18 protein-coding genes and 2 pseudogenes are annotated in these 25,329 nt (G+C 65.6%); 6 read left to right on the top strand and 14 right to left on the bottom strand.

Annotated elements, in window-relative coordinates; all coding sequences use genetic code 11:
* Window positions 1-137 precede the first annotated feature (137 nt).
* Window positions 138-4,094, bottom strand: a complete 3,957-nt coding sequence (locus tag ACLHRZ_RS34495; protein ID WP_490422570.1) for a phage tail protein — start codon at window positions 4,092-4,094, stop codon at window positions 138-140.
* A gap of 542 nt (window positions 4,095-4,636) precedes the next feature.
* Window positions 4,637-5,455: an IS5 family transposase gene (locus tag ACLHRZ_RS34490; RefSeq protein ID WP_490422572.1), complete on the bottom strand. Its 819-nt coding sequence runs from the start codon at window positions 5,453-5,455 to the stop codon at window positions 4,637-4,639.
* Window positions 5,456-5,561: 106 nt separating this feature from the next.
* Here ACLHRZ_RS34490 and ACLHRZ_RS34485 point away from each other — a divergent pair, with 106 nt between their 5' ends.
* From ACLHRZ_RS34485 to ACLHRZ_RS34470, 4 genes are all read left to right on the top strand, one after another.
* Window positions 5,562-5,879: a transposase gene (locus ACLHRZ_RS34485; RefSeq protein WP_490422569.1), complete on the top strand. Its 318-nt coding sequence runs from the start codon at window positions 5,562-5,564 to the stop codon at window positions 5,877-5,879.
* A gap of 19 nt (window positions 5,880-5,898) precedes the next feature.
* Window positions 5,899-6,432 (top strand): transposase, encoded by a 534-nt coding sequence (locus tag ACLHRZ_RS34480; protein ID WP_490422568.1) that lies wholly within the window; start codon window positions 5,899-5,901, stop codon window positions 6,430-6,432.
* A 276-nt stretch (window positions 6,433-6,708) separates the two neighbouring features.
* Entirely contained in the window at window positions 6,709-8,127 is a 1,419-nt protein-coding gene (locus tag ACLHRZ_RS34475; protein WP_490422567.1) for an NF041680 family putative transposase, read from the top strand.
* 209 nt (window positions 8,128-8,336) lie between these two features.
* Window positions 8,337-9,533, top strand: coding sequence for an IS256 family transposase (locus ACLHRZ_RS34470; RefSeq protein WP_490422571.1), 1,197 nt, complete (start codon window positions 8,337-8,339; stop codon window positions 9,531-9,533).
* Between the two features lie 21 nt (window positions 9,534-9,554).
* Here the strand turns inward: ACLHRZ_RS34470 and ACLHRZ_RS34465 are convergent, their stop codons facing one another.
* The 10 genes and pseudogenes from ACLHRZ_RS34465 to ACLHRZ_RS34420 form a co-directional block, all read right to left on the bottom strand.
* The gene (locus tag ACLHRZ_RS34465) at window positions 9,555-9,725 is read right to left on the bottom strand and encodes a hypothetical protein (protein WP_490422566.1); all 171 of its coding nucleotides are present in this window, start codon (window positions 9,723-9,725) and stop codon (window positions 9,555-9,557) included.
* Window positions 9,722-10,156 (bottom strand): annotated as a pseudogene (locus ACLHRZ_RS34460) (transposase family protein); the annotation flags it as partial. The gene ACLHRZ_RS34465 and the pseudogene ACLHRZ_RS34460, both read right to left, overlap by 4 nt.
* 146 nt (window positions 10,157-10,302) lie before the next feature.
* Window positions 10,303-12,072 carry a putative baseplate assembly protein gene (locus tag ACLHRZ_RS34455; protein WP_490422565.1) on the bottom strand — a complete coding sequence of 590 codons (1,770 nt, stop codon included), beginning with the start codon at window positions 12,070-12,072 and terminating at the stop codon, window positions 10,303-10,305.
* A 170-nt stretch (window positions 12,073-12,242) separates the two neighbouring features.
* A complete protein-coding gene (locus tag ACLHRZ_RS34450) occupies window positions 12,243-16,097 on the bottom strand; it encodes a baseplate J/gp47 family protein (RefSeq protein WP_490422564.1) in 3,855 nt (1,284 codons plus the stop codon).
* Window positions 16,094-16,435, bottom strand: coding sequence for a GPW/gp25 family protein (locus ACLHRZ_RS34445; protein WP_490422563.1), 342 nt, complete (start codon window positions 16,433-16,435; stop codon window positions 16,094-16,096). Before ACLHRZ_RS34445 ends, ACLHRZ_RS34450 begins: the two co-directional genes overlap by 4 nt.
* An 89-nt stretch (window positions 16,436-16,524) precedes the next feature.
* On the bottom strand, window positions 16,525-18,825 hold the full coding sequence (locus tag ACLHRZ_RS34440) for a VgrG-related protein (RefSeq protein ID WP_490422562.1): 2,301 nt from the start codon (window positions 18,823-18,825) through the stop codon (window positions 16,525-16,527).
* Entirely contained in the window at window positions 18,815-19,597 is a 783-nt protein-coding gene (locus tag ACLHRZ_RS34435) for a CIS tube protein (protein WP_490422561.1), read from the bottom strand. Before ACLHRZ_RS34435 ends, ACLHRZ_RS34440 begins: the two co-directional genes overlap by 11 nt.
* A gap of 30 nt (window positions 19,598-19,627) precedes the next feature.
* The gene (locus tag ACLHRZ_RS34430; RefSeq protein WP_490422560.1) at window positions 19,628-20,068 is read right to left on the bottom strand and encodes a phage tail protein; all 441 of its coding nucleotides are present in this window, start codon (window positions 20,066-20,068) and stop codon (window positions 19,628-19,630) included.
* 1,020 nt (window positions 20,069-21,088) lie between these two features.
* A complete protein-coding gene (locus ACLHRZ_RS34425; protein ID WP_490422559.1) occupies window positions 21,089-21,247 on the bottom strand; it encodes a DUF6760 family protein in 159 nt (52 codons plus the stop codon).
* Window positions 21,247-21,645, bottom strand: coding sequence for a hypothetical protein (locus ACLHRZ_RS34420; protein ID WP_490422558.1), 399 nt, complete (start codon window positions 21,643-21,645; stop codon window positions 21,247-21,249). Before ACLHRZ_RS34420 ends, ACLHRZ_RS34425 begins: the two co-directional genes overlap by 1 nt.
* A gap of 376 nt (window positions 21,646-22,021) precedes the next feature.
* On the opposite strand from ACLHRZ_RS34420, the pseudogene ACLHRZ_RS34415 reads away from it, so the two are divergent.
* Window positions 22,022-22,102, top strand: a pseudogene (locus tag ACLHRZ_RS34415) (IS5/IS1182 family transposase); the annotation flags it as partial.
* 129 nt (window positions 22,103-22,231) lie between these two features.
* On the opposite strand, the gene ACLHRZ_RS34410 reads toward ACLHRZ_RS34415, so the two are convergent.
* Entirely contained in the window at window positions 22,232-22,681 is a 450-nt protein-coding gene (locus ACLHRZ_RS34410) for a phage tail protein (RefSeq protein WP_490422557.1), read from the bottom strand.
* Window positions 22,682-23,105: 424 nt separating this feature from the next.
* A complete protein-coding gene (locus ACLHRZ_RS34405) occupies window positions 23,106-24,806 on the bottom strand; it encodes a phage tail sheath family protein (protein WP_490422556.1) in 1,701 nt (566 codons plus the stop codon).
* A 237-nt stretch (window positions 24,807-25,043) separates the two neighbouring features.
* Here ACLHRZ_RS34405 and ACLHRZ_RS34400 point away from each other — a divergent pair, with 237 nt between their 5' ends.
* Window positions 25,044-25,295: a transposase gene (locus tag ACLHRZ_RS34400; protein WP_490422555.1), complete on the top strand. Its 252-nt coding sequence runs from the start codon at window positions 25,044-25,046 to the stop codon at window positions 25,293-25,295.
* The last annotated feature ends 34 nt before the right edge of the window (window positions 25,296-25,329 follow it).

Raw genomic sequence — 25,329 nt, 5'->3', positions numbered from 1 at the left:
TCTGACCTGCAGCTATTCAGGATGAAAGGGGTTCAGCCATCTGGTGGTTCCACTTCTCCAGGCAAGCCGTCAGACCAACCTGGCATAGAAGGACGATCCACCGTTAATCAGACACTCCCGTCATGCGAGAGCGGTTCTCAGGTCTTCTTTGGGGGCTGTTGCTCCTGCCACTGGGTTTCGTCGTGTTCGACGGTTGCTCCGTCTGGAACTGTGATGGTGAGGGTGGGTTTTCCTTCTGCAGGGCTCTCCCATTTGATAGTGATGTTGCCCTGGGGTTGTTCAGTGGCTGGTGTCTGATAGGTGAGGGATCCTGACGAGTCTCTGTAGGACTCGATGGTCGTGAGTGTGAAGTTGGCATCGCCGTTTGATGGGATCGTTTGAGGTGGGGAAAATGCGGCGGTGTTGGTGACAGTCACGGAGTCTTTGACGAGTGTGAGTTCGCCCGGCAGGTTGTTTCTCCAGGTGGTGGTGAGTGTTCGGTGTGCCGTGTTGCTCAGGTATGCGAAGAAGTCTTGCCCGGCGGTTGTCTCCAGGGAGGGTTTTGCTGTGGTGGGGGTGTTGGTGGTGGCAAAGCTTGCGCTGAGTGGGGGAGCGGCGGGGGCCGTGAATGTGACCTTTCCGACTGAGTCGATTTCCCATTGGACGGTTAGTGTTTTGTCTGGTTTTTGCGTTGGTGAGCAGAGCGCTTGGCCCTTCATGGTGCCGTCCGCTGTGGTGCCATCTTGGGTGTAAACGATGGCGGAAATATCTGCCTTGGCGCCCCCTGCTTGTTCCGGTGCGGGCGTGGAGGCCGTGCAGCCGACGAGCGCTTTCCCGGTGATCTTCCAGGAATCTTTCGTTGCATCGACAAGATGAAGTGTCATCTGACGGGCTGTTACCTTGAATTCGACTGGGTCTGCGAGTCGGCTGTTGTCTTTTCCGGTCAGTTCCACTGTGTAGGTGCCGGGTGTCAGCTTGGCTGTGCTGAGGGTTTTACTGCCCCTGCTTTCTGTCGCGCTCTCGGAGCTTTGGGGTGCGCCACCTTTGTCGACTATTTGTATCTTGTTATCTTTCGGGTCATATCCATCTTTTGTCCCATATTCGGTTGTGTACTCGACGATGACGGTGGCTCCTCGTCTGACCTCTTTGCTGGAGGGTAAGTCCTTTATGGAGATTTTGTTGTTCTCGTTGTGCTCGGGTTCGAGGAGGACGGTCACTGGTGCGGCTAGCCACGCATACGAGTCTTTGGCGAAGGCACAGATGCTGTACAAGCCAGGGGTGTACTTGACCTGCGCGTCCGGGAGGATTGCGGCTGTGGTGGGTGACTTTGCGTCCTGTGTCCAGTGCTTGCCAAGCCGCCGCGGGTAGGTCGAGCCGACCTCGGCTTGACTGCCTGGGTATACGATAATGGTGTTGCGCTTGCTCGGATAGGGCGTCGTGAGCGTGGCCTTAATTTCTGCAGACAGCGCGTAAACCTTGCTGTCTTTTTCGGTGCGCTTCGAGTCGCCCGCGATTTCGAGTTTCCCGACCGAGCTATCCGGTATTTTGGTTGTATGGGCTACGGGCTTTGCCATGTCCCGGCCGCTGCTGTCGGTTAGGTGTACGGTGTATTCGCCGGGCTCTTTAAGCTGTTCCAACGTCGCTTCCATGGTTCCCGACGACGCTGAGAGCCGCACGAAATGGGCTGCTTTCCAAGTCTCGGGTGCAGTGTTCAGCTTTGGGGACAGGTCTTCTGCTGCGTCGAAGAACGCCATAATGGCGTCATTCTGTTTGTTGTTTGTCGAGTATTCGATCTGCGCGGCGAGGGCCAGCCAATTCGATCTGCGTACGAGAGTACCGAGTGTGGTTGTGCTGACGGAGAAGTAAAGCGGTTTCGCCTGCCACGCGTTGCTCTCGCCGGCAGTCCAGTAGGCGGTGTACCCGCCGGCCTCGAGGGGCGCTGCGGTAGCCGCTTCGGCGGTGTCGCCGCTGATGTCCAGGGCTATGGCCTGCACCGGTTCGGCTGATGGGACGGTGTCCGGGGTCTGAGAGTGGTTTTGCCCGGCGTAGATGCGTATCTTGCCGTCCCTGCGATGTTGGGCGGAGCTCTTTGAGAAGGCGACACTGAAGGTCGCTGAGTTCTTCTCGGGAAGCTGGGCCGTGGCATCCTGCCTGGCGCTCTTCAGCTCGAGGGTGCCGTACTGGTCGGCTGGCAGGGTGACGGTGAAGGTGGCAGGCTTGGCAAGCCAGGCAGCTCCGCCTCGGGCCAAGAGGTACGCGATCCAGTCGCCTGGAGGCAGGCCGCTGGGGACTGAGGCCTTGAGGTTGCCGTTGTCGTCGGCGGTGATGGCCTCTATGTTCGCGGAAAGCGCGTGTGGCGCTGGCTTCTGATCGGCGGCGCGTTGTTTGCTTCCAGGCTGTACGGCGATGGTGGCATGCTGGAGCCAGGCCTTTTGCGTCTTGCCCGTAAAGGCGAGTGACGTGCCGGAGGTCGGGTTGGCGGGCGGTTGGAGAGCACCTTTTGCCAACTGGTCGGCAGTGAGTAAGGCGGTGAATTCGGCGGGGTCTGACAGCCATATATCGAAGGCCGGGTCGCCGTAGTAGACGCTGTGGACGCCGGGGATGGCCACTTTGTCCCCTGGGAAGGTGACGGTGCCGCTGAGGTCGGATGCCTGCTGGTGGTCCAGTGCGCCGGTGAGCGACTTGCGGTCGTCGTGGCCGACTTTGGGGCCGGCGTAGAGGGAGATTTGGGCGCCGGCGGAGCGCCCGCGGGTGTAGTAGGAGACGACCAGTTCTTTGCCGACGAAGGACTGCTGCGGGACGGTCAGGGAACCGCCGCCGATTTCGGTGGAGAGGGTGCGGACAGGTAGGCCTGGCCACAGGTCGCGGATGAGGTGGGTTGCGATGTAGGTGAAGCCGCTGATTTCGGCGCACTGGGGCCCGGCGATGAGGTAGTGGATTTCGGGGCGGTCGGGGTGGGTTGCGACGGCGTCGAGGTCGCGGGTGAAGGCTGGTGGCAGGCCGCTGTTGTACAGTTCGGAGATTTTCCGCTTCTTGGCGAGCGGGGTCTTGGGGGCGGTGTAGTGGTACACGTATTCCCCGCTGAATACGTGGAGGCCGTAGAGGTCTTTGCGGGGGCCGGAGAGGACGGTGAGGATGTCGTCTGTAAGTGGTCGGCCCTGTTCCTTCTTGGTCTCGCGGACGGCTGCGGTGAGGCCGGGGAAGAGGGTGTCCAGCCCTAGGAGTTGGGTGAACGCTTTGGCACTGGAGTCCCAGACCGCTGCCTTGTCCTGGCTGACGAGGTAGAAGCAGTGGTCGTTTGGCCAGTAGGCGGCTCCATGGATGCGGCCCTGCACGGCGAAGTCTGCGAGGCTGTTGATGGGGCCTGTGGGTTTGCCGCTACTTGTATCGCCTGTCTTCCAGCGGGCGCTGAGCGGCGATGGGCCGGGGATTGGTCGGCAAGTGGCGAGATCGTAGCCTACGGTGTGGTCCCCGCCCGTGGCAGGTCCGTAGAAGAAGACCGTTGGTGCGGTAGAGGGGTCGCGCGCAGGCGGGGGCAGGGTAAGGGCGCTGGTCGGGGTGAACCCTTCGCCGACCAGCACGGTCCAGGGGGTCGATGCAGGGCAGTTGTTGCGCACGATGGCGCTGAGCTGGTCGCGGACGCCGGGCAGGTTGATGCTGTCGGCGCTAGGCCAGGCGAGTGCGACCGTCAGGGGCAGGCGCGCGGTCTCGTGGGCCGGGGCGGAGCTGAGGTTGGTGGTCCAGCCCGGGTCCCAGACGCTCAGTTCCCATCCCAGCAGGGCTGCTTCCTGGAGCAGGCCGGTGCGCGTGCCGCGGACGGCTGCAAGTGCGGTTGCGGAGTGGACGGCCGCGCGCTGTGCTACTTCGTCCCAGTCCCATAGGTTGGGCGCGTGGGCGATCTGTCCGAGCCAGGGTAACCATGCGGGGTCGGTGCGCCAGGCGTCGAGGAGCCGGGCGAGGCCGGTGTGGGGATCCAGGGCCCGGTAGTACGGAGTCAACAGTGCGCTGATGGCCTCGGCGAAGTCGCGCATGGCAGGGTCCTGCATGAGCACGGTGGGCAACTGCAGGGTTTGGGCGGGTTGCCCCTGGTCGGCGGGGGTGGACGGCTCGGTCATCGGAGTCCTTTCGTGGATACCTAGGACGCAGCCTGACGCTGGTTGGTCTCCCTGCTGTGCGAGGACCCAGGCATCAAGGTGCCCGCCACTGATGCGGCGGTCGGTGGGGATGGCGGCCTGGATCACCTTCTGACAGTGATGATGTGACTGGTGGTTCTGCGGATGAGCCTGCCCCACCTTCTGACTGACGTCGCTGACTGTCCTGTTTGGGATTTGTCGGCTCGTCGGCGAGACCACCACACACGTGGTCGGACGGGCGCTTGTGACTTCAGTGGGCGTTAAGTCCGTTTCTGGTAGCGGCCTCGCCCGGGCTGGGTGAGGAAGCCTTGGCGGATGAGGCGTCCGAAGACGGCTGCGGGTGATGTTGACGGACGCCTCGTGGGTGGGCATGCCGAGGAGTTCGCGCAGCTCACGGGCCCGGAACTCCTGACCGGGGTGCTGGTTGAAGACGTTCACGATGGCCTGGTGGGCGGTGCTCGACTCGGGCGTATCGGGCTCGTCTCCGGCCGGTGCGATTTAGAGCGTGCGCGGAATGGGGTTGGTCAGGGTCGTTTTCGAGGGCGTGTATCCCAGCGGTGGAGGGTCCAGGCTCGGCGGATGAGGCGGCGCAGGGTGATGACGGCATGGGCCAAAGACACGTAGGCGTCGGTGACTTCGGATCGTCGTTCGGTGCAGCGGGCGATCTTGAAGAACTGATTGCCCCAGGCGTTTGTCCGTTCGGCGGGCCACCTTTTGGTGTTCTGGACGGGGGCGGCGATGCCCTTGACGGCGGCCTCGGCCCGCAGCCCGTGCTCGGCGGCGGTCCTTGCTCCCTTGTCCGTTCCGTAGGCGGCGTCCAGGTGGACGGTGGCATCGTCCGGGAGCGGTCCGAGGTGTTCGAGTCTTTCCAGTGTCGGTGCGAGGAGCGGGGAGTCGTGGCGGTTGCCGGGAGCGGTGACCGCGCCGAGCGGGATGCCGGCGGCGTCGGTTGCGGTGGAGCGTTTCATGCCTCCCTTGCGCCGGTCCACGGGCGAGGGACCTGCAACGTCACCGCCGCAGGGGGCTTTGGTGTGGCAGCCGTCCACGGGCAGGTCCGACAGCTCCAGCCCGATGAAGCGGTCGTAGGCCTGGAGCACGATGAGTTGCAGGCGTTCGAACACCCCGGCTGTGATCCACTCGTCCCGTCGGCCGCGGATCGTCGTTGCCGAACACGAGCCGTCGGCGACCTTGCGGTAGCCGCATCCGAACACCAGGACCTGCACGAGCCTGTCGAAGACGACGCGGTCACCGATGCGCCGACGATGACAGCCCAGCGGATGGTCCGGGGCGAACTCATCCCGCGCGGGAACCAGTTCCTCGAACTGGTCCCACAGCGGTTCGATGAGAGACCATTCGAATGCTGTGTGTCTGCTCTGGGTTGAATGCTGTGGTTTGTAGTAGTTCGTGTGTCTGGGTGCCTCGGGTGTGGCGGTGGGGTAGTCCGGGTGTGTGAGTGGACAGCGGCGGCCGTACCGGACTGATGTCAGGGGCGGGCAGTGGGAGTTGGTCGGGCCGGTGCTCACCGAGTGGCGAGCCGGCCGGGCGGTATCGGGGCTGGGGCTGCGTCGGCCGAAGCATCCGCTGCGGGAGGTGGTGAACGCGATCTTGTATGTGAACCGGACGGGGGTGCAGTGGGACCTGCTGCCGCACGATTTCCCGCCGCACACCTCGGTGTTCTACTACTACTCGCTGTGGACGAAGGACGGCACCGTCAAGAAGGGTCCACGACCTGCTGCGCGAGGAGGTCCGTGCCCGGGCCGGCCGTGAGCGCGAGCCGACGGCCGCGGTGATGGACTCGCAGTCCGTCCCCTCCGCCTTCACTGCCGGTGCGGAGACGGTGGGCACGGACGGGAACAAGCGGGTCAAGGGCCGCAAGCGGCACATCATCGCCGACACGATGGGACTGCTCCTGGCCGTGATCGTCACTGCCGCGAACATCCATGACCGGCACGGCGGCACGGTCCTCCTCGACGACGTCCACGACCAGCATCCCTCCGTGGTGAAGGTGTGGGCCGACGGCGCCTACGGAGGTTTGCGCAGCCGTGGCATCTGTCTGGACAACATGAAGGTCGAGACCACCACGAAAGGCCTCGGGACCTGCGGTTTCACACCTCTGCCGCAGCGGTGGAAGTCCGAGCGGACCTTCGGCCGGCTCTCCCGCTCCCGCCGCCTCGCCCAGGACCTCGAGACCACGACGCACTCGGCCGAGGCACAGATCCACTGGACCATGACCGGCATCATGCTCCGCCGGGCCACCGGAACCAGCCCCGTCACCACCTACCGAACCACCCCGGAACGAGACACAACCGCCCTTGTCTGATTCGAATGGTCTCTGAGCCATGATGGAAGCGCAGGCACGGAGCCTCCACGATCACGGAGCGTAGGAACTCACATGATCGCGCAGCCCCGTGCCTGCACCTGCATTCGAAACCCCCGCCACCGCCTATCCGCGCACCCTCTTAGCTTGAAATTAAACCTTTGGTGATTGTTTGAGGGGTTCGTGTCGTTCACTCACACGGGAGTTTTCCGGACATGACGACGACCTCCGTTTCACGCTGTGTGATGTCGAGTCGCACAACGGTCCAGGAGGTCGTCGGTGTCGAGTATCGTGCGTGGCCCTGCCGGGCGGGAGGCGGTTGCTGAACTGTCGTCCTTTCGGATGGAGTTGTATGCGTCGATGCCGCGTCGTGCGGATGCGTTGTTCGAGTTGGTGGACGCGGTGTTGTGTGGGGGCGGTCCGGTGGTGTCGTTGCCGGAGCTGTCGCTCCAGGCGGTGCACCGGCGCGGGCACGGGGCGATGTATGACGCGCTCGCGAGGGGCCGCCTGGATGTGTCCCGCCTGCGGATGGCACTGGTCGGCCTCGCGTTGCCGCGCGGGGCGGACGGGCAGCTCTCGATCGCGCTGGACGTGACGCCGTGGCCGCGCCCGGACGCGGAATGCTCGCCCGGGCGCCTGCACTGCCACCGGCCCTGCCGCTGTGACGGGGTGCGGCAGACCATCCCGGGGTGGCCCTACCAGGTCGCCGCCGCCCTCGGCGGGGGCCGCACGTCGTGGACCGGAGTGCTCGATGCAGTCCGGCTCGGCCCCGACGACGATGCGACCGAGGTCACGGCCGGGCAGATCCGTGCGCTCCTCGGGCGCCTGCGCGAGGCCGGGCAATGGTGCGAGGGCGATCCCGAGGTGCTGTTCGTGCTGGACTGCGGCTACGACATCGTGCGCCTGACCTGGCTCTTGCGCGATGAGCCGGTGCGACTGCTGGGGCGGATCCGCGCCGACCGGGTCATGCACCATCCGGCCGGGCGCCGCAAGGGCCCCACCAAGGGCCGGCAACCACGCCACGGCGAGGCACTGCGCCTGGCCGACCCGGCCACCCACACCGCCCCGGCCCAGGAATCCACCACCCACCACGACAGGTTCGGCCGCGTGACCGCCCGCTGCTGGGGACACCTGCACCCGAGACTGGACCACCGCGGCTCCTGGAGCGGGCACGAAGGGGAACTGCCCATCGTGGAAGGCACATGGGTCCACCTTGCAGTCGAGCACCTGCCGGGCAACCGTGACCCCAAACCAATGTGGCTGTGGCACTCCGTCCCCGACGCCACCGCGCACGACATCGACCGCCTGTGGCGGATCTTCCTCAGAAGATTCGACATCGAACACACATTCCGGTTCTTCAAGCAGGTCCTGGGCATGACCCGCCCCCGCCTGCGCCACCCCGAACAAGCCGACCGGTGGGTCTGGCTCATCCTCGCCGCCCACACCCAGCTGCGCCTCGCCCGCCCCCTCGCCGGCGATCTGCGCCGCCCCTGGGAGAAACCCCTCACACCGGACCGGCTCACCCCCAGCCGGGTCCACCGCGGCTATCCCCGCATCCGACGGATCCTGGGCACTCCCGCCAGGAAGCCGAAAGCGACCCGCCCCGGCCCCGGCCGACCACCAGGCCGAACCTCCGCCCCGGCACCCCGCCACCCCGTCGGCAAAACCCGCCGCAAGAAGGACACCCCCCGACCTTGAAGGCCGAGGGGAAACCTTTAATTTCAAGCTTAGGCGATGACCGGACGTGTCTGGTAAGTCGTGTAAGTCCGTGATCTGAGTAGTGTGGCGGGGCCCGTGGTCCCGCCCCTCCGGAAAGGCAAGATCGCGTGACTGAGAACCAGATATCCGAGGCGGCTGCCGGTGAGGCGATCCCGGCCGGGCAGGTCGAGGCCCTGGTCGAGCAGCTGATGGAGTCCTCGGATGCCACCGGTGCTCCGCTGGCCGGTGAGGGCGGGCTGCTGCAGCAGCTGTCCAAGGCCCTGCTGGAGCGGGCTCTGCAGGCCGAGATGACCGAGCATCTCGGCTATGAGAAGGGCGATCCGGCCGGCCGTGGCTCGGGCAACAGCCGCAACGGCAGCGGGACGAAGAAGGTCCTCACGGACGTCGGCGCGCTCGAGGTGGAGGTGCCCCGGGACCGCAACGGTGAGTTCGAACCGCGGATCGTGCCGAAGAACGCACGCCGGCTGTCCGGCTTCGACGAGCAGGTCCTGTCCCTGTATGCGCGCGGGATGTCCGTGCGGGACATCCGCTCGCACCTGGCCAAGATGTACGGCACCGAGGTCTCGCCGGACCTGATCTCGAAGGTCACCGACGCGGTGACGGACGAGATCACGGCCTGGCAGTCGAGGCCGCTGGACGCGATGTGGCCGGTCGTCTACATCGACGCACTGTGGATCAAGGTGCGCGACGGCAAGGTCGCCAACCGTCCCGTCCATCTCGCCGTCGGCGTCGATCTCGACGGCTGCAAGCACGTGCTCGGACTGTGGATCGGCAAGGACGGCGAAGGCGCCCGCCAGTGGCTCACCATCCTCGGCGAGCTGAAGGCCCGCGGGATCGAGGACGTGCTCGTGGCCTGCTGCGACGGCCTTCCCGGCCTGCCGGACGCGATCAACGCTGTCTGGCCCCGCACCACGGTCCAAACCTGCGTAATTCACCTCGTTCGGGCGTCGCTCCGATACGCCTCGAAGGCGGACCACGGCAAGCTCGTCCCGGCCCTGCGGAAGATCTACACGGCCGCGACGGAACAGGCCGCCGAACAGGCCCTGGAGGAATTCACCACCTCCGACCTGGGACGCAAGTACCCAGCCGTGACCCGCACTTGGTCCCAGGCGTGGCAGGACTTCGTGCCCTACCTGGCCTTCCCGCCGGAAATCAGGAAGGTGATCTACAGCACGAATATGATCGAATCGATCAACGCGCGACTGCGGAAAGTCACCCGCAACCGCGGCCACTTCTCCACCGAGCAGGCCGCGGTCAAGGTCCTCTACCTGGCCATCCGGGAACTGATCGAGCCGAAGACACGCAGCAAGACCCACGTCGCACCACACTGGAAGGCCGCGCTGAACGCGTTCTCGATCTACTTCCAGGACCGCATTAACCTCTGAAACCCCAGGACTTACACGGAGTCACTGACACGCCCCGATGACCTTCCGGGCGGTGTCTAGGTCCGCGAGGCGTGCTCCGGTTTCGGTCAGGGCATCGGTCAAGTGCTCGATCTGGTCGCGTAGTTCACCGGCCCGGGCCGTGGTCTCGTCGTGCTGGTCCTGGATGCGGGCCAGGAGCTCGATGATGTTCATGCGGCCAGCCCGAGGGCGTCGCGCCAGGCGGGAGCGGGTGTGATGAGGCGGCGGGCCATGTTCGCGGTGGAGGCCCAGTAGACGCGCGAGGCGGAGGTGTCGGGCCGGTGGTCGTACTCACGGGCCAGGCGCCGGTGCAGCAGTAGCGTGCCGTTCGTCTGCTCGACCACCCAGCGTTTCGGCTGCGGGACAAAGCCATTGCCCTGGTCGGCAGGGTTGCGGTGGACGACCTCGACGTCGATGCCCATCAACGCGCCGTGGATGATGACCTCGTCTTTGAGCCCCTGGTCCACCAGCGCCTTCTCCAGACGCATCCCGCACCGCCCGGCCGCCAGATCGAGCAAGGCGGTGCCGGCGGCGTTCTTGTGGGCCGAGGCGGCCAGCACCACGACACCGATGATCAGCCCCAGCACGTCCACGGCCAGTCCCTCAACGGAGTTCTCCGGGCGGGCAGTCGGCGACGAGCAGGAAGTCTTGCGGCGCAAGCCGTAAGAATCCCTCCCTTTCGGGGAGAGGAGCGAGGCAGGTCCTGATCGTTCCCGGGATGCCGGTGGCTGGCCGGGCATGCGGGGCGTCGTTAGCCGGTGATGTCTGCGCCTGGGACGGTGTTGCCTTGGGTGTCTACGCAGATGACGTGGTGGCGGCCGGAGTACAGCAGGCCGTCGTGCTCGACGGGAACTTTGTCGCTGGTCTTGTGGGACTGGGAGTCCTCGAAGTGTGCGGTGACGATTTTCGCCAGTCCGCGGACGTCGGCGAGGGCGCGGTGGATGTCGCCGGTGTCGGCGTCGGTGCCGACGGGCCAGCCTGTGGTGGTGGGGCCGTATCCGGGCAGGGGGCAGAAGTAGCGGTAGAGGGCTGTGCAGGTGTCGCGTGCGAGGTCTTTGCATTCGGCGGGGGAGGCGAAGGGGCGGGCCTGGACGGTGACGGTGACGCTTGCTTCGGCGAGGGGGAAGCCGGTGAGGTTGAGGGTGGAGCCGGCGGGCAGGTAGGGGCCGAGGCGGCGCTGGATGGCGGCTTGGGCGTCGGGGGCGGGCTGGAGCTGGTCGTGGGAGAGGCGGCCCATGCTGTCGGGCTGTGCTGCAGGCAGGACGCGCAGGTGGACGGTGGGGGTGGTGTCCTGGGGGCGGGCGGGCAGGCAGCGGGCGAGGGTGATGCCCAGGCCTGTGTCCAGGGCCAGGCGTTCGAGTTCCCCGGCTGTCGCGGCGCTGTCGGCTCCGCCGAGAGAGGCGGTGTACCAGTGGGTGTGCCGGGCGTCGGTGCCGCCTGTGGCGGGTTCGGGGTTGAAGACGGCGTTGATTTCGGGGCGGGGGTTTTCCAGGATGGCGATGCTGCGGGCGGGGATGTTTCCGGCGGCCCCGGTGCCGCTGTGGTAGGCGGGGATGCGTAGGACGCTGCCTGCTGGGGGGACGCCGCCCCGCTGGGGGTCGGGGCTGAACATGATGCGGCCGGCGGCGGGGTCGGTCATGAAGTGGTGGTCGGTGGGCTGGGAGTCGGCGAATGAGGGGACCATCGTCCAGATCTGGATGCGGTTTGCGGAGGCTGCCTCGAGGTAGGGCTGGCGGTAGGCGGTGGAGAGGGTGTGGGCGAGGGTGAAGCTTTGTCCGGGGGTGCCTTCGGAGATGCCGAGCGGTTCGTCGAGGACGAGTTCGCCTTGGACGGCTTGGACGGAGCCGCGCACGAGCAGGGTGGCTTCTCCCTCTGCGAGGATGAGGGGGGTCTGCGGCTGGCAGCGCAGGAGGCCGACGTTGTTCTGCTGGGGCAGGGTGCCTGAGGCTGCGAGGGTGCAGGCGGCGTGGGTGAAGGGCACCGGGATGATGAAGGCGGGTGCTTGGGGGGCCTGGGCCAGGCCGGTTCCTGTGCCGCAGGGGACCCATTCGCTGTTCTGCCAGCATTCCCAGCGGATCTGGGAGGCCCAGTCGCTGTGGTTCTCGGAGGATTGTAGAGGGAGGGTGACTTGGCAGGTCATGCCGGGCAGGGGCCGGGAGAGCACGAGGAGCAGGCTGTGGTCGGGGCTGAGGGTGGTGCCTTTGGCCAGGGGGGTGAGGGCGCCGGTGCCGGGGAGGCCGGGGCTGCGGGGTGTGGTGCCGGCGGTGATGAGGGCTGCTGACTGCAGGACGGTGTCGTCGAGGGTGGTGAAGGACTGGGGTTCTTCTGATTCGGCCGAGGCGGTGGCGAATGAGGTGCCGGCGGGGACGAGGACGCTCTGGTCGAGGGCGGGGGCCATCTCGAGGGTGATGGTGGTGCGGGCGGGGGAGCCGAGCGGTGGGTGGAGGCCTAGGGCTTGTGCCACCTTCTTGAGGCTGAATTCGGGGAGGAGGTTGGTGTTGCGTGTCAGGGGGTCGAGCATGCTGAAAAAGAGGCGAGGGAAGGGCGGGGCGCTTGTGCCGGTGTGGTATTGGTGCGGGGGTATGAGGGGTGGGGGGGAGACGCGGGCCGCCGTCCCGGGGGGGCGGCCGGTGGGGGTGTCAGCCATGGCGGGTGCCTTTCTGGCCGCAGGGGTGGGTGGGGGCGGTGGCGTCAATTGCCTTTCTGCCAGAGGTTTTGGTCGTATGCGATTTCGGCGCCCGGTGGCAGGGTGAGGGTGATGAGGGGCTTGGCATTCACCTGGGGCGGGCTCTTCCAGGACAGGACGATGTCGCCGACTGTGTGCTCGTCGAGGGCGTAGCTGTAGGAGACGGTGCCGGAGGCTTCCGTGCCCTGGTCGGTTGCGGCGGCGGCGAATTCGGCCACTCCCTGGGGTATGGCGGTAGGGGCGATGGTCCAGACGCTGTTGCGCAAGTCCTGTTTGCGGAGGGCGAGAGTGGCGGGGAGGCGGTTGTCCAGGTGGACCGTGACAGTGCGGTGGTCGGGGTCTTTGAGGGTGAGGGCTGCCTGGGCCACCAGGCCGCCGCCGGGGCTTTCCGAGGGACGCGGTGTGGGGGTTTCGGTGAGCGGGAGGCCGTGGAGTGAGCCGTCGTCGAGGAAAGCTTTGACGGGGCCTTTCGCGGTGAAGCTGACGGTTCCCTTCGCGTCCGTGCTCCAGCCGACGGTGACCGTTCGATCCGATGTTCTGGCCTTGGTGTTCTTGAAGGTGACCGTGCCAGCCATGCCGGTGGTGAAGGTCGTGGATGTCACGGTCACCGTCAGCGGCGTGCCCTGGGCCACCTTGCAGTTCTGCTGGTCTTCCTTGAACGACGCCTCCCACGCGTCGTTGCTGCCGTCCTTCGCCGTGATGGTCAGGACTTGCAGCAGTTTGCTGCTGACGGTGAGGGCGAGGGGCAACAGGGCGTGCGCGCTGCTGGTGTCGCCTTGGACGTTGTGCCCGGTGAACCGCTGGCTCTGGCCCCCTGCGACGGTGACCGCCGTCTTGCCGTCGCCGGCGAGGACGGCGGCTTCGATGTTCGCGGTGGTGGTGAGGGCATAGGTGTTGTCGCCGGACGGCGGGTTGCTCCATTCGAGGGTGACGGTCTCGTTCGTCCCGTGGAGACGGAAGGAGAGCTGACCGGTGAAGGGGTCATCACGGGTGGTCGCTGCGCATACCAGCGTCTGCTTTGGCTCGCCCAGCGTGGGCGGCAGCCCTTGCCACCGTCCGCCGCTGAGGTTCCCCTGTACGACGTCCCAGGTGTAGGTCTTGGGCAGGGCGAGGGTCAGGCTCAGGCTGCGCGTGGTGGTGGGACTGGTGCGGTGGGAGGGGTCCACGATGTCTGAGTCCCGCATGGGCTGGCCATTGACGATCAGGTCCAGGAGGTCGAGGTAGGGCAGGGTGGCGGTAGGGGTTTCGCTGTCCGCCTCGTGCAGCAGCTCCACACCAGGCTGCCCCGTGGTCCGGACGGCAGGGATGGTGGCCATGACCGCGGAGATCTCCCCCGGGGTGGGTGTATGCCCCAGGGGCCAGCCGGTGCCGGCGCTACCGCCGGTGGCGGGGTGGAGGAAGGCGGTCAGCGCTTCGCGTATGTGGTCGCGCAGGGCAGGGTATCCGGCAGCTGGGATGTTGGTGTTGAACTCGAGGCTGATGCGCACCGGGACGCAGACGGGACCGGTGACACAGATGCGGGTGCCCAGCAGACGCAGGGCTTCCAGGCGTTCGCGCGCAGTGCGCAGGAGACCTTCACTGGCGTGCAGGGAGCGGGCCGACGGAGGGGTGCCCGGAGGCAGGAGGGGGAGCAGGATGATCAGTAGGTCGTAGCGGGCATGCTCGGGGGAGGGGACGCATACAGCCCTGGCGACGCCCGGCAGGTTCTCGCTCAGGACGTGGGCGTAGTCCTCGGAGGTGATGGAGCGGTGCGGTTCTCTGAAGCCTGCTGCGGTGTCCCGCAGCAGGTCTTCGAAGGATTCCGGGTCGGTGCCGCCGAGGGCGGGTGCAGTGTTGGTGACGCTGACCGCCGGAATGTGGTCTTGGAGCTTGGGCCAGAGGCTGACGGAGCTGAGGGGGGCGGGGGTGGTACAGACTAGGTCCCGGACGGCAACGTAGTAGACCCCGCTGAAGAGCCGCCACTGGCCGTCCAGCTCCATGCTGGCGGCGTCGATGCCTTGCGTGAACGGTTCCGGCAGGCCGCGAATGAGCTCGGCGATGAGACAGGACCGGTCGGCCGGTTTCTGGCCGAGGGGACGGTTGATGCAGTGCGGGCCTTTGAAAAGGAACAACCCCCGCTTGTCGTCCCAGAGGGCTGCGTCGATATCGCGGGTGAAATTCTGTTCTGCGCCGCCCGGGGGGAGGCCGGGGTGCGCGCTGATGGGAGCCGGAGTGCTTGTGGCGCCGGGGTTTTCGGCGGGAATGGAGACGTAGGACTTATCCGAGAAGAACACGAGGTCGTAGCCGGAGTCGGAGCCGGCGCGGGGCAGGCCCACGGCCGCGTCGATGGTCGTGAAGGCCTTCAGGGCCGGCCATTTCTGTGCCCAGGGCTCAGTCGACACGGTCGCCCCTCCGGGGTTGGCACTGACAGTGGCGACCAGAGCCCCGGAGATGGCGTAGAAGTGCTCCTTGTCGCGGAGGATGGCCTGCGGCACAGGTGAGGGCGGTGTGGACAGCCGAGTCAGGGAGTCGGCCGGAACGTTGCCTCGGCGGCCGGCTGTGATGTCGGCCTTCACGGTGATCGCGGCACCCGCTTCCGGGATCCGCCCGCACTGGCGGGTACCCACCAAGGGGCCGAATGCGACGGTGCTGGCTGCCAAGTCGAGGACATAGGCCGGCGTCTCGGCTCCGGCGGTGGCGAAGGTGTCGGCACGTGTCCACGTTTGCGGCACCCGGCCTGGCACCGTGACGGTGACTGATGTGCTGTCCAGCCCCCCCGCGAAGGGGAAGCCGGGCAGGCGCAGGGTCTGCCCCGGCTTGCCGGTGGCAGTCCACGGGCCCATGTCCACTGCCTTCTCCACCTGCACGGCAGGTACGGGCGGGGAGACGGCATAGGAGGGATGCAAGGAGACGACCTGCCACTGCGCAGCGGGTGGCAGTCCTTGGACGCTCATCCGCAGGGCCAGACACCCGGTGGCCGCGAAGGAGGCCAGCTTACCCTTGCGGCCGGTGGTGGTCTTCACCGTCACCGGCGCGGCGTCCGCCGGAGACGCAAAGGTGTACTGCGCCCCTGCTGCCAGGAGCTGACCGCCTGTTCCGTTGTTCAGCAGGGCTACCGGCTGCCAGCCTCTTGCAGTCAGGGCCTGCCAGACCGCTTGGGGCGCCTGGGCCCCGCTGGGCAGCCGTGCATCGCTGCGCAGCCGCACGTTCACGGTCACGAGCTTTCCCGGGCCGGGGTCTGCGAGCAGGAGGAGAATGCTGTGCCGCTCCATGTCCGTAGGGGCGGATCCCGGGCTGGTCTCCGCGGCGCCGACGGTCAGGACGGCATCTGTCTCCAGCACCGTCGGCTCGTAGGTTTGCCCTTTCACTGGAAATGGAATGCTGGGCGGTTGCCCGTCCTCTCCCGGTTTCCCGGCCGGTTTCCCGTATGCGTAGCCCGGGATGGGTGGCAGGTACGCCTTTTCCTGCGTGGTGAAAACGGGGCCGTCGGTGCCGGATGTGACCTGGGTGTTCTCGGCGATGATCAGGGGTACGGCGACGGAGGCACCGGGGGCATGCGTGAAGGTAAGCATCGCGCGTGCGGCTGTCGCAGCCCTGCGGGGAGGCGCGATGAGTCTGAGGTAGGCGTCGCGCACCTCGGCGGGCAGCCGGTCCAGCCGGTACGACAGCTCGTCGATGAGCGCGGCGCAGGCCTCGACCATGGTGATGCCGGGATCGGAGACGTTGTGGTCCGTCCACTGCGGGTACAGGGACGGGATGAGGCGTTTGGCGTCGTCCACGACGTCCTGGAAGTGAAGGGTGTCGAGGGAGAGGACCTCGTCGCCATGCTGGTCGCCGGTAGGGGGGAGGGGGTCCTGGGCGGGGCGCGGGGGTGAGGTCATGGTGTGTCCGTGGAGTGGGAGGGGATGGTGTAGAAGGGGAATACGAGGTTGCGTGAATCGTTGGTGCCGCGGGGGCGGAAGTGCACTTCGATGTAGACGAGGGCGTCGTCGGTGTCGTCACCGAAGACGGTCACGTCGTCTATGTCCGCGCGCGGCTCCCACCGTTCCAGGGCCTCACGCACGGCCTGTTCCATCAGTCCGGCGGAGCTCGCGTCGATGGGGGTGAAGACCAAGTCGTGGATGCCGCAGCCGAATTCGGGGCGCATGGGGCGCTCTCCGTGCGCAGTGGCGAGAATGAGGCGGATGGCCTGTGCAATGTCGTCGCTGCCGGTGGCCATTCGCGCGTTGCCATCTGATTCCCGGAGGCCCGGGTAAGCCCATCCGGCACCTATTATATCGAGAACGGGCATTGAAGTCCTCCTGGATATCACTTGATATTTACGTTGCTGCCCGTGACCTCCACGCTGTCCGAAGTGGCGGTTACGGATGAAGCCCCTGCGGCCAGGGCGGCTTTCTTTCCCCCCGTCAACTGCAGTTCAGTCTTCGCGTCGATTGAAATTTTATCGGCATCGAATTTTAGCTTTCCGTCCCCCGCGCTGAAGGTCAGGATGTTCTCCTTCGCGTTGAGGGTCACCGAGATCGTGCTCTTACCGGACTGGGAGGTGAGCGTGATGACGCCGCTCTCCTGCTGGACAGAGACCTCTGCCTTTCCGTCTTGCGCCACGGTCCCAGAGGTGAGGGTGACGGCCTTCTTCCCATGGTCAAGCAGAATCTGCACCTGCTGCTTGCCCGTACCCGAGGTGAGGGTGAGCTGGTTGTTCTTCTGGTCCAGAACGGCTTTTGCTTGGTTGGGTTGCTTGTCGTCTCCTGCGGTGAGGGCTAGGACTTGGTCCTTGTGGTTGAGGAGGACGTTGACCTTTTTTTCGTCTGTGCCGGAGGTGAGGGTGAGCTGGTTGTTCTTCTGGTCCAGAACGGCTTTTGCTTGGTTGGGTTGCTTGTCGTCTCCTGCGGTGAGGGCTAGGACTTGGTCCTTGTGGTTGAGGAGGACGTTGACCTTTTTTTCGTCTGTGCCGGAGGTGAGGGCGAGATGGTTGTTCTGCTGATCCAGGAGGAGCCTCGCCTGGTCGGCAGCCTTGTCGGTCCCTGATGACAGGGTGGCCGACTTCTTCGCCCGGTCCAGGACGAACTCCAGACGTCCTTCCTCCTTGCCGGTGACCAGACGGATGCCCTGGGTTCCTTCGGGGGGCGTCAGGATCTCGATGCGGTCACCGTCGCGCGAGGCCACAGACCTGCGGTTCGCTTTGCCGGTCTTGGGATCGACGAGCTTCACCCCGTCGTGGTCGCTCGGCTGGTCCTCGCCGTTGTAGAGCCCGCCCAAGATGTAGGGGCGGTCGAGCCGGCCGTGCTCGAAACCCACCAGGACCTCGTCGCCCACCTCCACCGGCAGTACTCCGCCGCCGCCTACTCCCCCGTACTGGATGATGCGCACCCAGTCGGTCTCATACTTGTCGTGCAGCCAGGGCAGTCGCAGGCGCACCCAGCCGTGCTGCCCCTCGTGAGGCTCCTTGGTATTGACGACCACGCCGACCGCAAGGCCCATGGCCGACAAGGGGGGAGGCGGCGGTACAGGCCCGGCAGGGGCCGGCGCCACGTGCACCTGCGTGCGGAAGACCGCGGCCCCGCCCTCATCCGTGGCGAAGACGTGGCGACACTCGGACGCGGTGTACTGCCCCGCAAAGGGCGGGCCGACCTCTTCCAATACGACGCTCATGCCAGCCCGCAGCGAGGCAATGCCCTCGGCCTCGGCCTCCAGCTCGGCAAAGCTGGCCGCGTAGCCGGCGGCGAGGGCCTGCGCGGCGGTGTTCACGTCGCTGCCGGCGGTGTAGGGACGGCCAGTTACCAGCAGAACCGCGCCGGAGCCGGCCCGGTTGAACGGCCGGATCAGCGCCTGCGCGGTGGTGTTGACCTTGACACGGTCGCTGCCCTTGGCGGCGACCTGCTTCTTCAGCGGAGCCTTGGCCTTCATGTCCCAGCCGTGCACTTCCACGGCAGCGACCTGCTGGGCCGAATCGAAGCAGGCACGCAGCGACAAAAGGTTCTTGCCGTGGGTGAGCACATGCTCTTCGGCCTTCCCGCCGGGGCCCGGTGCGATACGGCGCAGGCACAGAAGCGTCCCCTCGTCGCCTTCCAGGCTTACCCGCAGGCCCCGCTCGCACGCCAGGTGCTGCAACATCTCCCAGTCCGTCAGGTTCGGCTGGGCCAAGTAGGGTATCGCCGCCGTATCGGCCTCGATGGTGTCCACCCGCAGCCCGGCCCGGGCCGCGATGGCCTGCACCACCTTGCGGACCGTGGTGTCCGCGTAAGCCACGACCTGGCGGCCGCGCTGCAGCCGGTGCCCCCCATCCGCAGCACGAACCAGCGTGAACGTGCCCTGCTGGGTGTTGAACTCCGTCTCCAGCGCGATGACCTCGCCGGCGAACAGCGGTGTGGGAACCCCGTTCACGGAGGCGCTGACCGCCAGCCGCGTCCCAGTGGAGACGCGCAGCTCCTTCAGCAGCGTCCGGTCCGGATCACTGAAGCGCAAAGACGCGGCCGCCGGCTGCTCCACCGACGTCTCCACCACTGTCTCGGTCAGAGACTGCTCCCAGATGTCCGGCAACACCGCGCCACCGAGCCGGACCACCGCAGTAGCTGTGTAGAACTCCTGCACCGTACGGTCATTGCCCATCCGACCCACCCCAAGCGCTTGCCGTCAGGTCGGGAAGCAGCAGCTGGTCACCGGGCGCGAGCAGGGACGGGTCGTCGATCTCGTTGAGCCGGGCCACCTCCCGCCAGCGGGTGGGATCACCATACGTCCGGTAGGACAGCGTAGCCAGACTCTCTCCACGTGCCACCTGGTGTGCACCCACCCCACCCGGCCCCCCGGATGTCGGATTCGTCCTGGGGACCGCTCCGCCCAGTTCCTCGAGATCCACTGTGCACGTGGCCCGCAAGGGCTGCCCGTCCGGGGCGAACATGGTGTACGACGCGGAGACGGTATGGACCACGGCGGTGAAAGCCGTGGTGCGCATCTTCCCCCACACCAGGCGAACCCAGGGCGGCGACGGCCGTTTCGCGGTCACGCTCTCCTGGGTCGGCGTGCAGCACTTCATCAGCAGCTCCACGCTGTCCTGGACACGGCCTCTCTTGCCCGCGGCATCCAGAAAGATCTCCACGCTGAAGGACCGCGGCTGGGTACCGCGGAACTGCGGGCGGCGAGCCTTCCTCGCGTTCTTCGCCGGATGCCGTACCCAGGAGGCGTTATTGGCGATCCGCAGCTGCTCGGGATTGAACTGGAAGGCCAGACGCCCGCACTCCGGGCCCGGCGTGTTCTTCTTCGCCGGCGGAGGCTCGTACATGACAAGAACGGCCCGCACGAGGGAACTGCTGATAGGAAGCGATAACACGGCCGGATCCTTTACTTCAGGGGACAACAGACGGGCGGCGGGAGTGAGGGCCATGTGGCTGCCTGGTCAGACAACGGGAGCAGCTCACATCGGCAGTTCGAGGAAGCCGTTGTGGGCGACTTCCAGCGACTCGTGTGCTGCCTGGGCCTGGTCCACGGAGAAGGACGGGCCCGTCCACCTCACAGGCAGCACTCCGTCGAGTGCCCAGCCCACCAAGGGGCGGTGGTCCGGCCCGAGGGCCACCAGCTCCCCCGGCATACGCAGCGGCGACGCAGCCGGCCTGTTCACCTGCTGCAACCACAGCCATATCAGCGTGGTCTGACGCGTCAGCGGCCGCGACAGAGTCAGATTGGTGTAGCGCAGGCGGCCGGGCAATTGCCACACGTGATCGTTGAGGCCGCCCTCGCGGTGTTCTTCGGATTCGGTATAGCAACCCAGGCCCTCACAGCTGGTGAACGAACCCAGGTTGAATCCGCCGATTGTGAGATGGAACATCGAACTGACAGCAAAAGGCTCAGAACTCATGAAGTGGCCTCCTACGCAGGCTTGACTGCACGCCTGTCGGATTCATCGAGGCGGAGCCGCGCTTCGCGGCGGTGTACCCGTGGCACGCCGGCCAGTGACCTGCGGCAGGTACGCAAGGACCGCCCGTGCGAGGTCCTGCGCATGATCACGACAGATCTCCCGCGCTACCGCCCTCGCGCTGATTGCGCCACCCGCCAGCAGGGCTTCGCGCCCAGGTGCACCCATGTTCTCGGAGCGCAGCGCCTGGCCGGCGCCCCGGAATCTGGAGCTGCGGGCTGGACCCGCAGCCGAAGGCGCAGTTGCCTGCTGGCCAGCGGCGGACGCAGAGGAAGCCGTACGCCAGGTAAGCGGCACCGGCAGGACGGAAGAGACTGGTGCGTCGGGGTGGGGGTGGTTGGTGTGGGTGCTGGTTGGTGTGGGTGGGTGGGGGGTGTGCCAGGTGAGGGGGGTGGGCGGGGTGGTGAGGGGTGGTTGCAGGCCTGTGGGGCGTGTGCCCGGTGGTGTGCCCGGCGGGGGGTGGGGGTGGTTGGTGTGGGTACTGGCCGTTTGACCAGGCAGAAGATCCGACGGACGTGGCGAGACAGCACCATGGGGCGGTCCATCGCGGCTTGACCCCGCTCGAGTCGTGTCCTCGACGTCAAGCGAGACAGCTCCGTCTAGCGGAAAGGGATGCCTTGATGCGCGGCGGGACTCGTACCACTTGTCCGCATGCTCACCTGGCTTGGGCGAAGCCCAGCCGTCTATCGTGCCCCCAGGCCCGCTCCGCCCGCCCACATCGGGCATGGGCCAGTACAGGGCCACAGCAGTAGACCGGAGCCTGATGGCAGGCCCGCGCCAAGATGGCTCGACGCTGAGAAGCCATCCCCTGGGCAGCAAGGCCGTCGCAGCGGAGCACACCGCCAGGGGTTGCCAGGCCGCCAGCTTTCCCTTAAGCGCCCTCAAGCCGCTGGAGGCCGGCGGGGAGACTGCTGCCGACAGCACCATCGGTGCGGGCGTCAGACGGGGGTGGCCCATGAACCGCTACCTCCCTTCATTGAACCGGGTGTTGATCCGGTTGATTTCGCGTACCCAGCCATGCCGCTCTGTGTGAGTCAGGCTCATGACGTCGCCGCGAGCCCAGTGGAAGTGATAGGCAATGAAGGCCGTCTCCTCCAGCAGGCGGCTTGGCGGGTAGGTCACTATTCCCCCAGGCCGCTCCCGGCGCCGCGGGCCAGGGCGAAGGTGATCCCGCAGCTGGGGCAGGCCGCTGTCTCTGCCTGCCCCAGCCCGTTGATCGACCTATAGAAATCCTGCAGATAGGAAAGATCAGCTGCAAAAAGCTGTTCAATCAGCGTGGGATCGATCCGGGGCACTGACCCAAGCCGGGTGATCACCAGACTCAAGAGCACCACTCCGAGATACGCCGGATTCTCACGCACTCGCTGGTCGACCAGCGGCGACAGCTCATCCTGAGCAGTCGCCAGGCGCATCGTCCCGCTCTTATGGACCACACCAGATCCGTCCACATAACCGCGAGGCAAATCAAAATCAAACGTTGTGCGCAGTTCCTGTGCTGCGCCGCCTTCAGAAGTAAGCACCTTCTGCGCACCTTCTTCCCTCGCCTTATACGTGCAGAGTAAGTCTTCAGGAGCCGGCTTCCTCGCCCTTCAACTACACGTGCAGCAAAGGGTGTCGCGCATGGATGGCCTGTTCCCGCAGACTGCTCGGGGCGCGCTTCGAGCCGGTGACAGTTCTGGCTGCCACGCATGCAGATTTCGGCTCAGTGGGTACAGGGCTTTACCCTGTACCCACTAAAGCACCCAGCTGGTATTTTTCCGGAAAATTAGCAGGCTTAAGAGCTATCCCGTAACTGCTGGTCACGGGTGAGATGATCTTGCAGTGGTTGGTGTGGTTACGGTATCGGAGCCGTCCTGTCCGTGGCCGCGTCCTCACCACCCGGGCCGAGGCAAACCTCGCGCTCTTCGAGTACAAGGCGACGGCGTCCATCACGCCATGCTCGGCATCGCACGGATGTACAATCTCGCCCTCGCCGGGCAGGGGAGTGGCTCGTACCTCGGGCAACCGCAGCCGAGACCACACGGAGATCATATACGGGACAGCCCTTGACCGTCTGTTGCAGCGTGGACGCCCCACATTGCTGAGTTCCGCCGCGCAAGTGCTACCTCAAGCTCGCTCGACGGCGCAGTCCTCGTAGGTGATGGTCACCTGTTCCGTGGCCGGCGATGTGCTGGACGCATCAAGGTCGGCACCCTTCAACTGCGAGGCCCAGGCATTAACGAGGTGGTAGCGGAGCACAGGCTTCTTGTCTGTGCCGTACATGACGATAGTGATGTTCTGTCGAGCCTTTCCTACGTCCTTCTTCTCCAGGGTAGTATTAATCCAGTCGGTGAACACGGTACTCTTGTCCATGCCGCGCGTCACGGTGATCTCACCGCTTTGAGGCTTCGTGGCGGGCTGTTTCCTTGAAATTGCCTCTCCAGTGGCCGAAACCTGGTGTGTTTCGACGACTTCGATCTGCATGGTAGGGGCCGAAACGTTCTGCACTGTTTCGACCTGGAATGATCCGAGTTCGATGCTGAAGATGTTGGATGGGTAGACGTCTCCGATGGCCATCAGGACTCCATAGCGTGGTGAGGGCGACCCCATTCAGGGCCGAGCGTGGTTGCGGCCGGACGCTGGCCGGCCGAAAGCTGCAGGCCTATCGGCCAGGTTTGGGTGTGGTGGGCTGACCCGCGGGGCCTTCAAGGGCCCTGAGAGAGATCTGCTCATTCCTCCGGGCCACGGGGCGCCAGCGCCGCCCCTGCAACTCAGCCATGCCCGAGGAGCGCCGGGCTGAGGCGCAGTCCCGGCGGACTCGGGGGCTGGGTGACCGCCAATGCTCCCGGTCACTGCGGACCAGACCTGTGGCCGTGGGCGCTGGGCGGCTGGCCTGACCATCGACGAATTCCGCTTGCCCCGGCCTTAGCGCTGTTGAACTTGCTTTCGCGTCACCGGAACACCAGGCTTCGCTGCCAGCGCCCTGCCTGATCGGAACAGGTCAGGAGGGTGACTGTCCTGCGGTTTGCTGGATGGTGAAGTGGATGAATTCGGCGGGGCGTACGGGTGCGATGTAGACGTCGCAGTGGACCTGTCCGAGGTCGATCAGGGACTGGGGGTTGTTGCTCTGGTCGCAGACGACATGGAAGGCCTGGTCGGCGGTGGTCCCCTGGAGGGCGCCTTGGCGCCACTGGTCCTTGAGGAAGGCGATGACGCTCTGCCGGAGGGTGGACCAGAGGCGTTCGTCGTTGGGCTCGAAGACGGCCCAGTTCGTGGAGAGGCGGATGGAGTCGCTCAGGAAGCAGACCAGCCGGCGGACGCTGAGGTACTTCCAGTCGCGGTCCGAGGGGTCCGCGAGAGTGCGGGCGCCCCAGACCATCAGGGGCCGTCCGGGGAAACTGCGGATGCAGTTGACGCCGTGCTCGTTCAGGTTGCCTTGTTCGTCGTCGCTGACCAGATGAGAGAGGTCGATGGCCCCGGTGAGAGAGACGTTGGCCGGAGCCTTGAAGACGCCCCGGGCGTTGTCCGTGGCAGCCCACACACCGGCCAGGTGACCGCAAGGAGGCACTGCCCGCTTCTTGCCGTTGGCACCGCTGACGACAACCCACGGATAGTAGAACGCAGCCAGGTCCTTACGCCCCGTCACCTTCTGGGCCGTCTTGACGGCGTCAGCGGGGAGGACGTCCGCAGTGGGGGGATCGATGATGGCCAGGCGGTTCCCCATCTTGGCGCAGTGGGCAACGACCGCTTTCCAGTACCCTGCAGCTTGCTCAGGGTTGGCGAGAATGGAAAGGTCGGGTACGGCGACCATGCTGACCTCGTGTATCTTCTCCAGCCCCGCCAGTCCACTGCCGACCTCAGCATCTCCCTCGATGTCGGAAACGGCTGGGGTAACGCCTTTCTTCACCGGGACGATATAGCAGGGCCCGCCACCGTTTGCGAAGAACCCCAGAACCGCCTCAGCGAGGAAACCGCCATCCATCCTGACGGACGTGTCCAGCCGCTGACTCAGATTCACCAAGTTGAATTTGTCTCTAATTCTAGGTGCAAGGGGGAATGTTAGCTTTGACAAGCCTTCGGCAATGCTCGCCAGCTCCGCCTTCTGGGTTGCCACATTGCTGTCCGACAGTCCATTTTCCGCTGCCAGTGACTCGCACACCTTGTCCAGTCGACTATTAAGCGCATGCCACTGCTGCAGCCCGTCACCCCAGTCCTTGAAGGCGGCATCATAAGCCGTCTGAACCGCCTCGATTTTCTTATCATTTGGGTCGTCCAGTGCGGCTGCGGCATTTTTCAGGGCGGCGAGATTCGCATTGTCCTTTGCCTGGCTGAAATCTCGTGCAAGCAGTATGGCATCTGCGACTCCTGTCGAAAGTTTGGCAATTACTCCTTCTCTGGTATCATCTTTGGCATTCTTGAAATCTTCGTCAGCCTTCGCGACCTCGGAGCTGATGCCAGTCAGGTGGTTGCAGGTTCTCCATGAGACCCAGTAAGACCGCCGGGCTGCATCCACGTCGGTTACTGCATTAGGCGGGTCAGGAAAGAATGTATTGCAGAATTCACTCCAGCTCCGCACCAGAAGCGGCTGGAGTGATTCAGGGCACTCTTCATCATAGGTGCCGGTGACCCCCAGAAATGCTGGAGTTGACGTACCGGTGCCCACTACCGAACGCATACTGTTTGAAGCTTCCTTCACGTACACGCCGGGAGCCATAGGCGTAGTCATATGATCCTCCGTTGCTAAATTTCCATTGATGATGTCCTAGGCCTGACGGCTCATCCCCGGCGATTTAAGGAGGCGGGGGATCACAAAGGTGCCCCTCCCCTTCGTAGTGTGGAGATTTCCGCTATGGGGGGTTGATGGCAGAGATATGCAAGGGGTATGACGCGGAGTTCCGGGCCGGGCGGTCCGGATTGCCCGTGAAGCTTCCCCTTGATCGTGGACACCTGGAGACTGGGACTTGAGGTTCCAGAGGAAGTAGCACCAGGTGGGAGCAAGCACACGAAGCGGTACACCGAGGAGTTCAAGCGGGACGCGATCACGCTCGTCGACTCCTCGGGCAGGACGGTCACTGCGGTGGCCCGGGAACTCGGCGTCAGCTCGGAGTCGCTGCGTGGCTGGTACCGCCGGGCCGAGGCGGACCGGGGCGAGGGCGAGCCCGGTGAGCGGGTGTGTCAATTTAACGGCTGATCCGTCCCAGTTCGGATTTACTTGTCGGCGGCGG

This window comes from Streptomyces sp. AM25, from assembly GCF_058146165.1.
The sequence above is the reverse complement of the archived record's forward strand: the minus strand, read 5'-3'. Positions and strand labels throughout refer to the sequence as shown.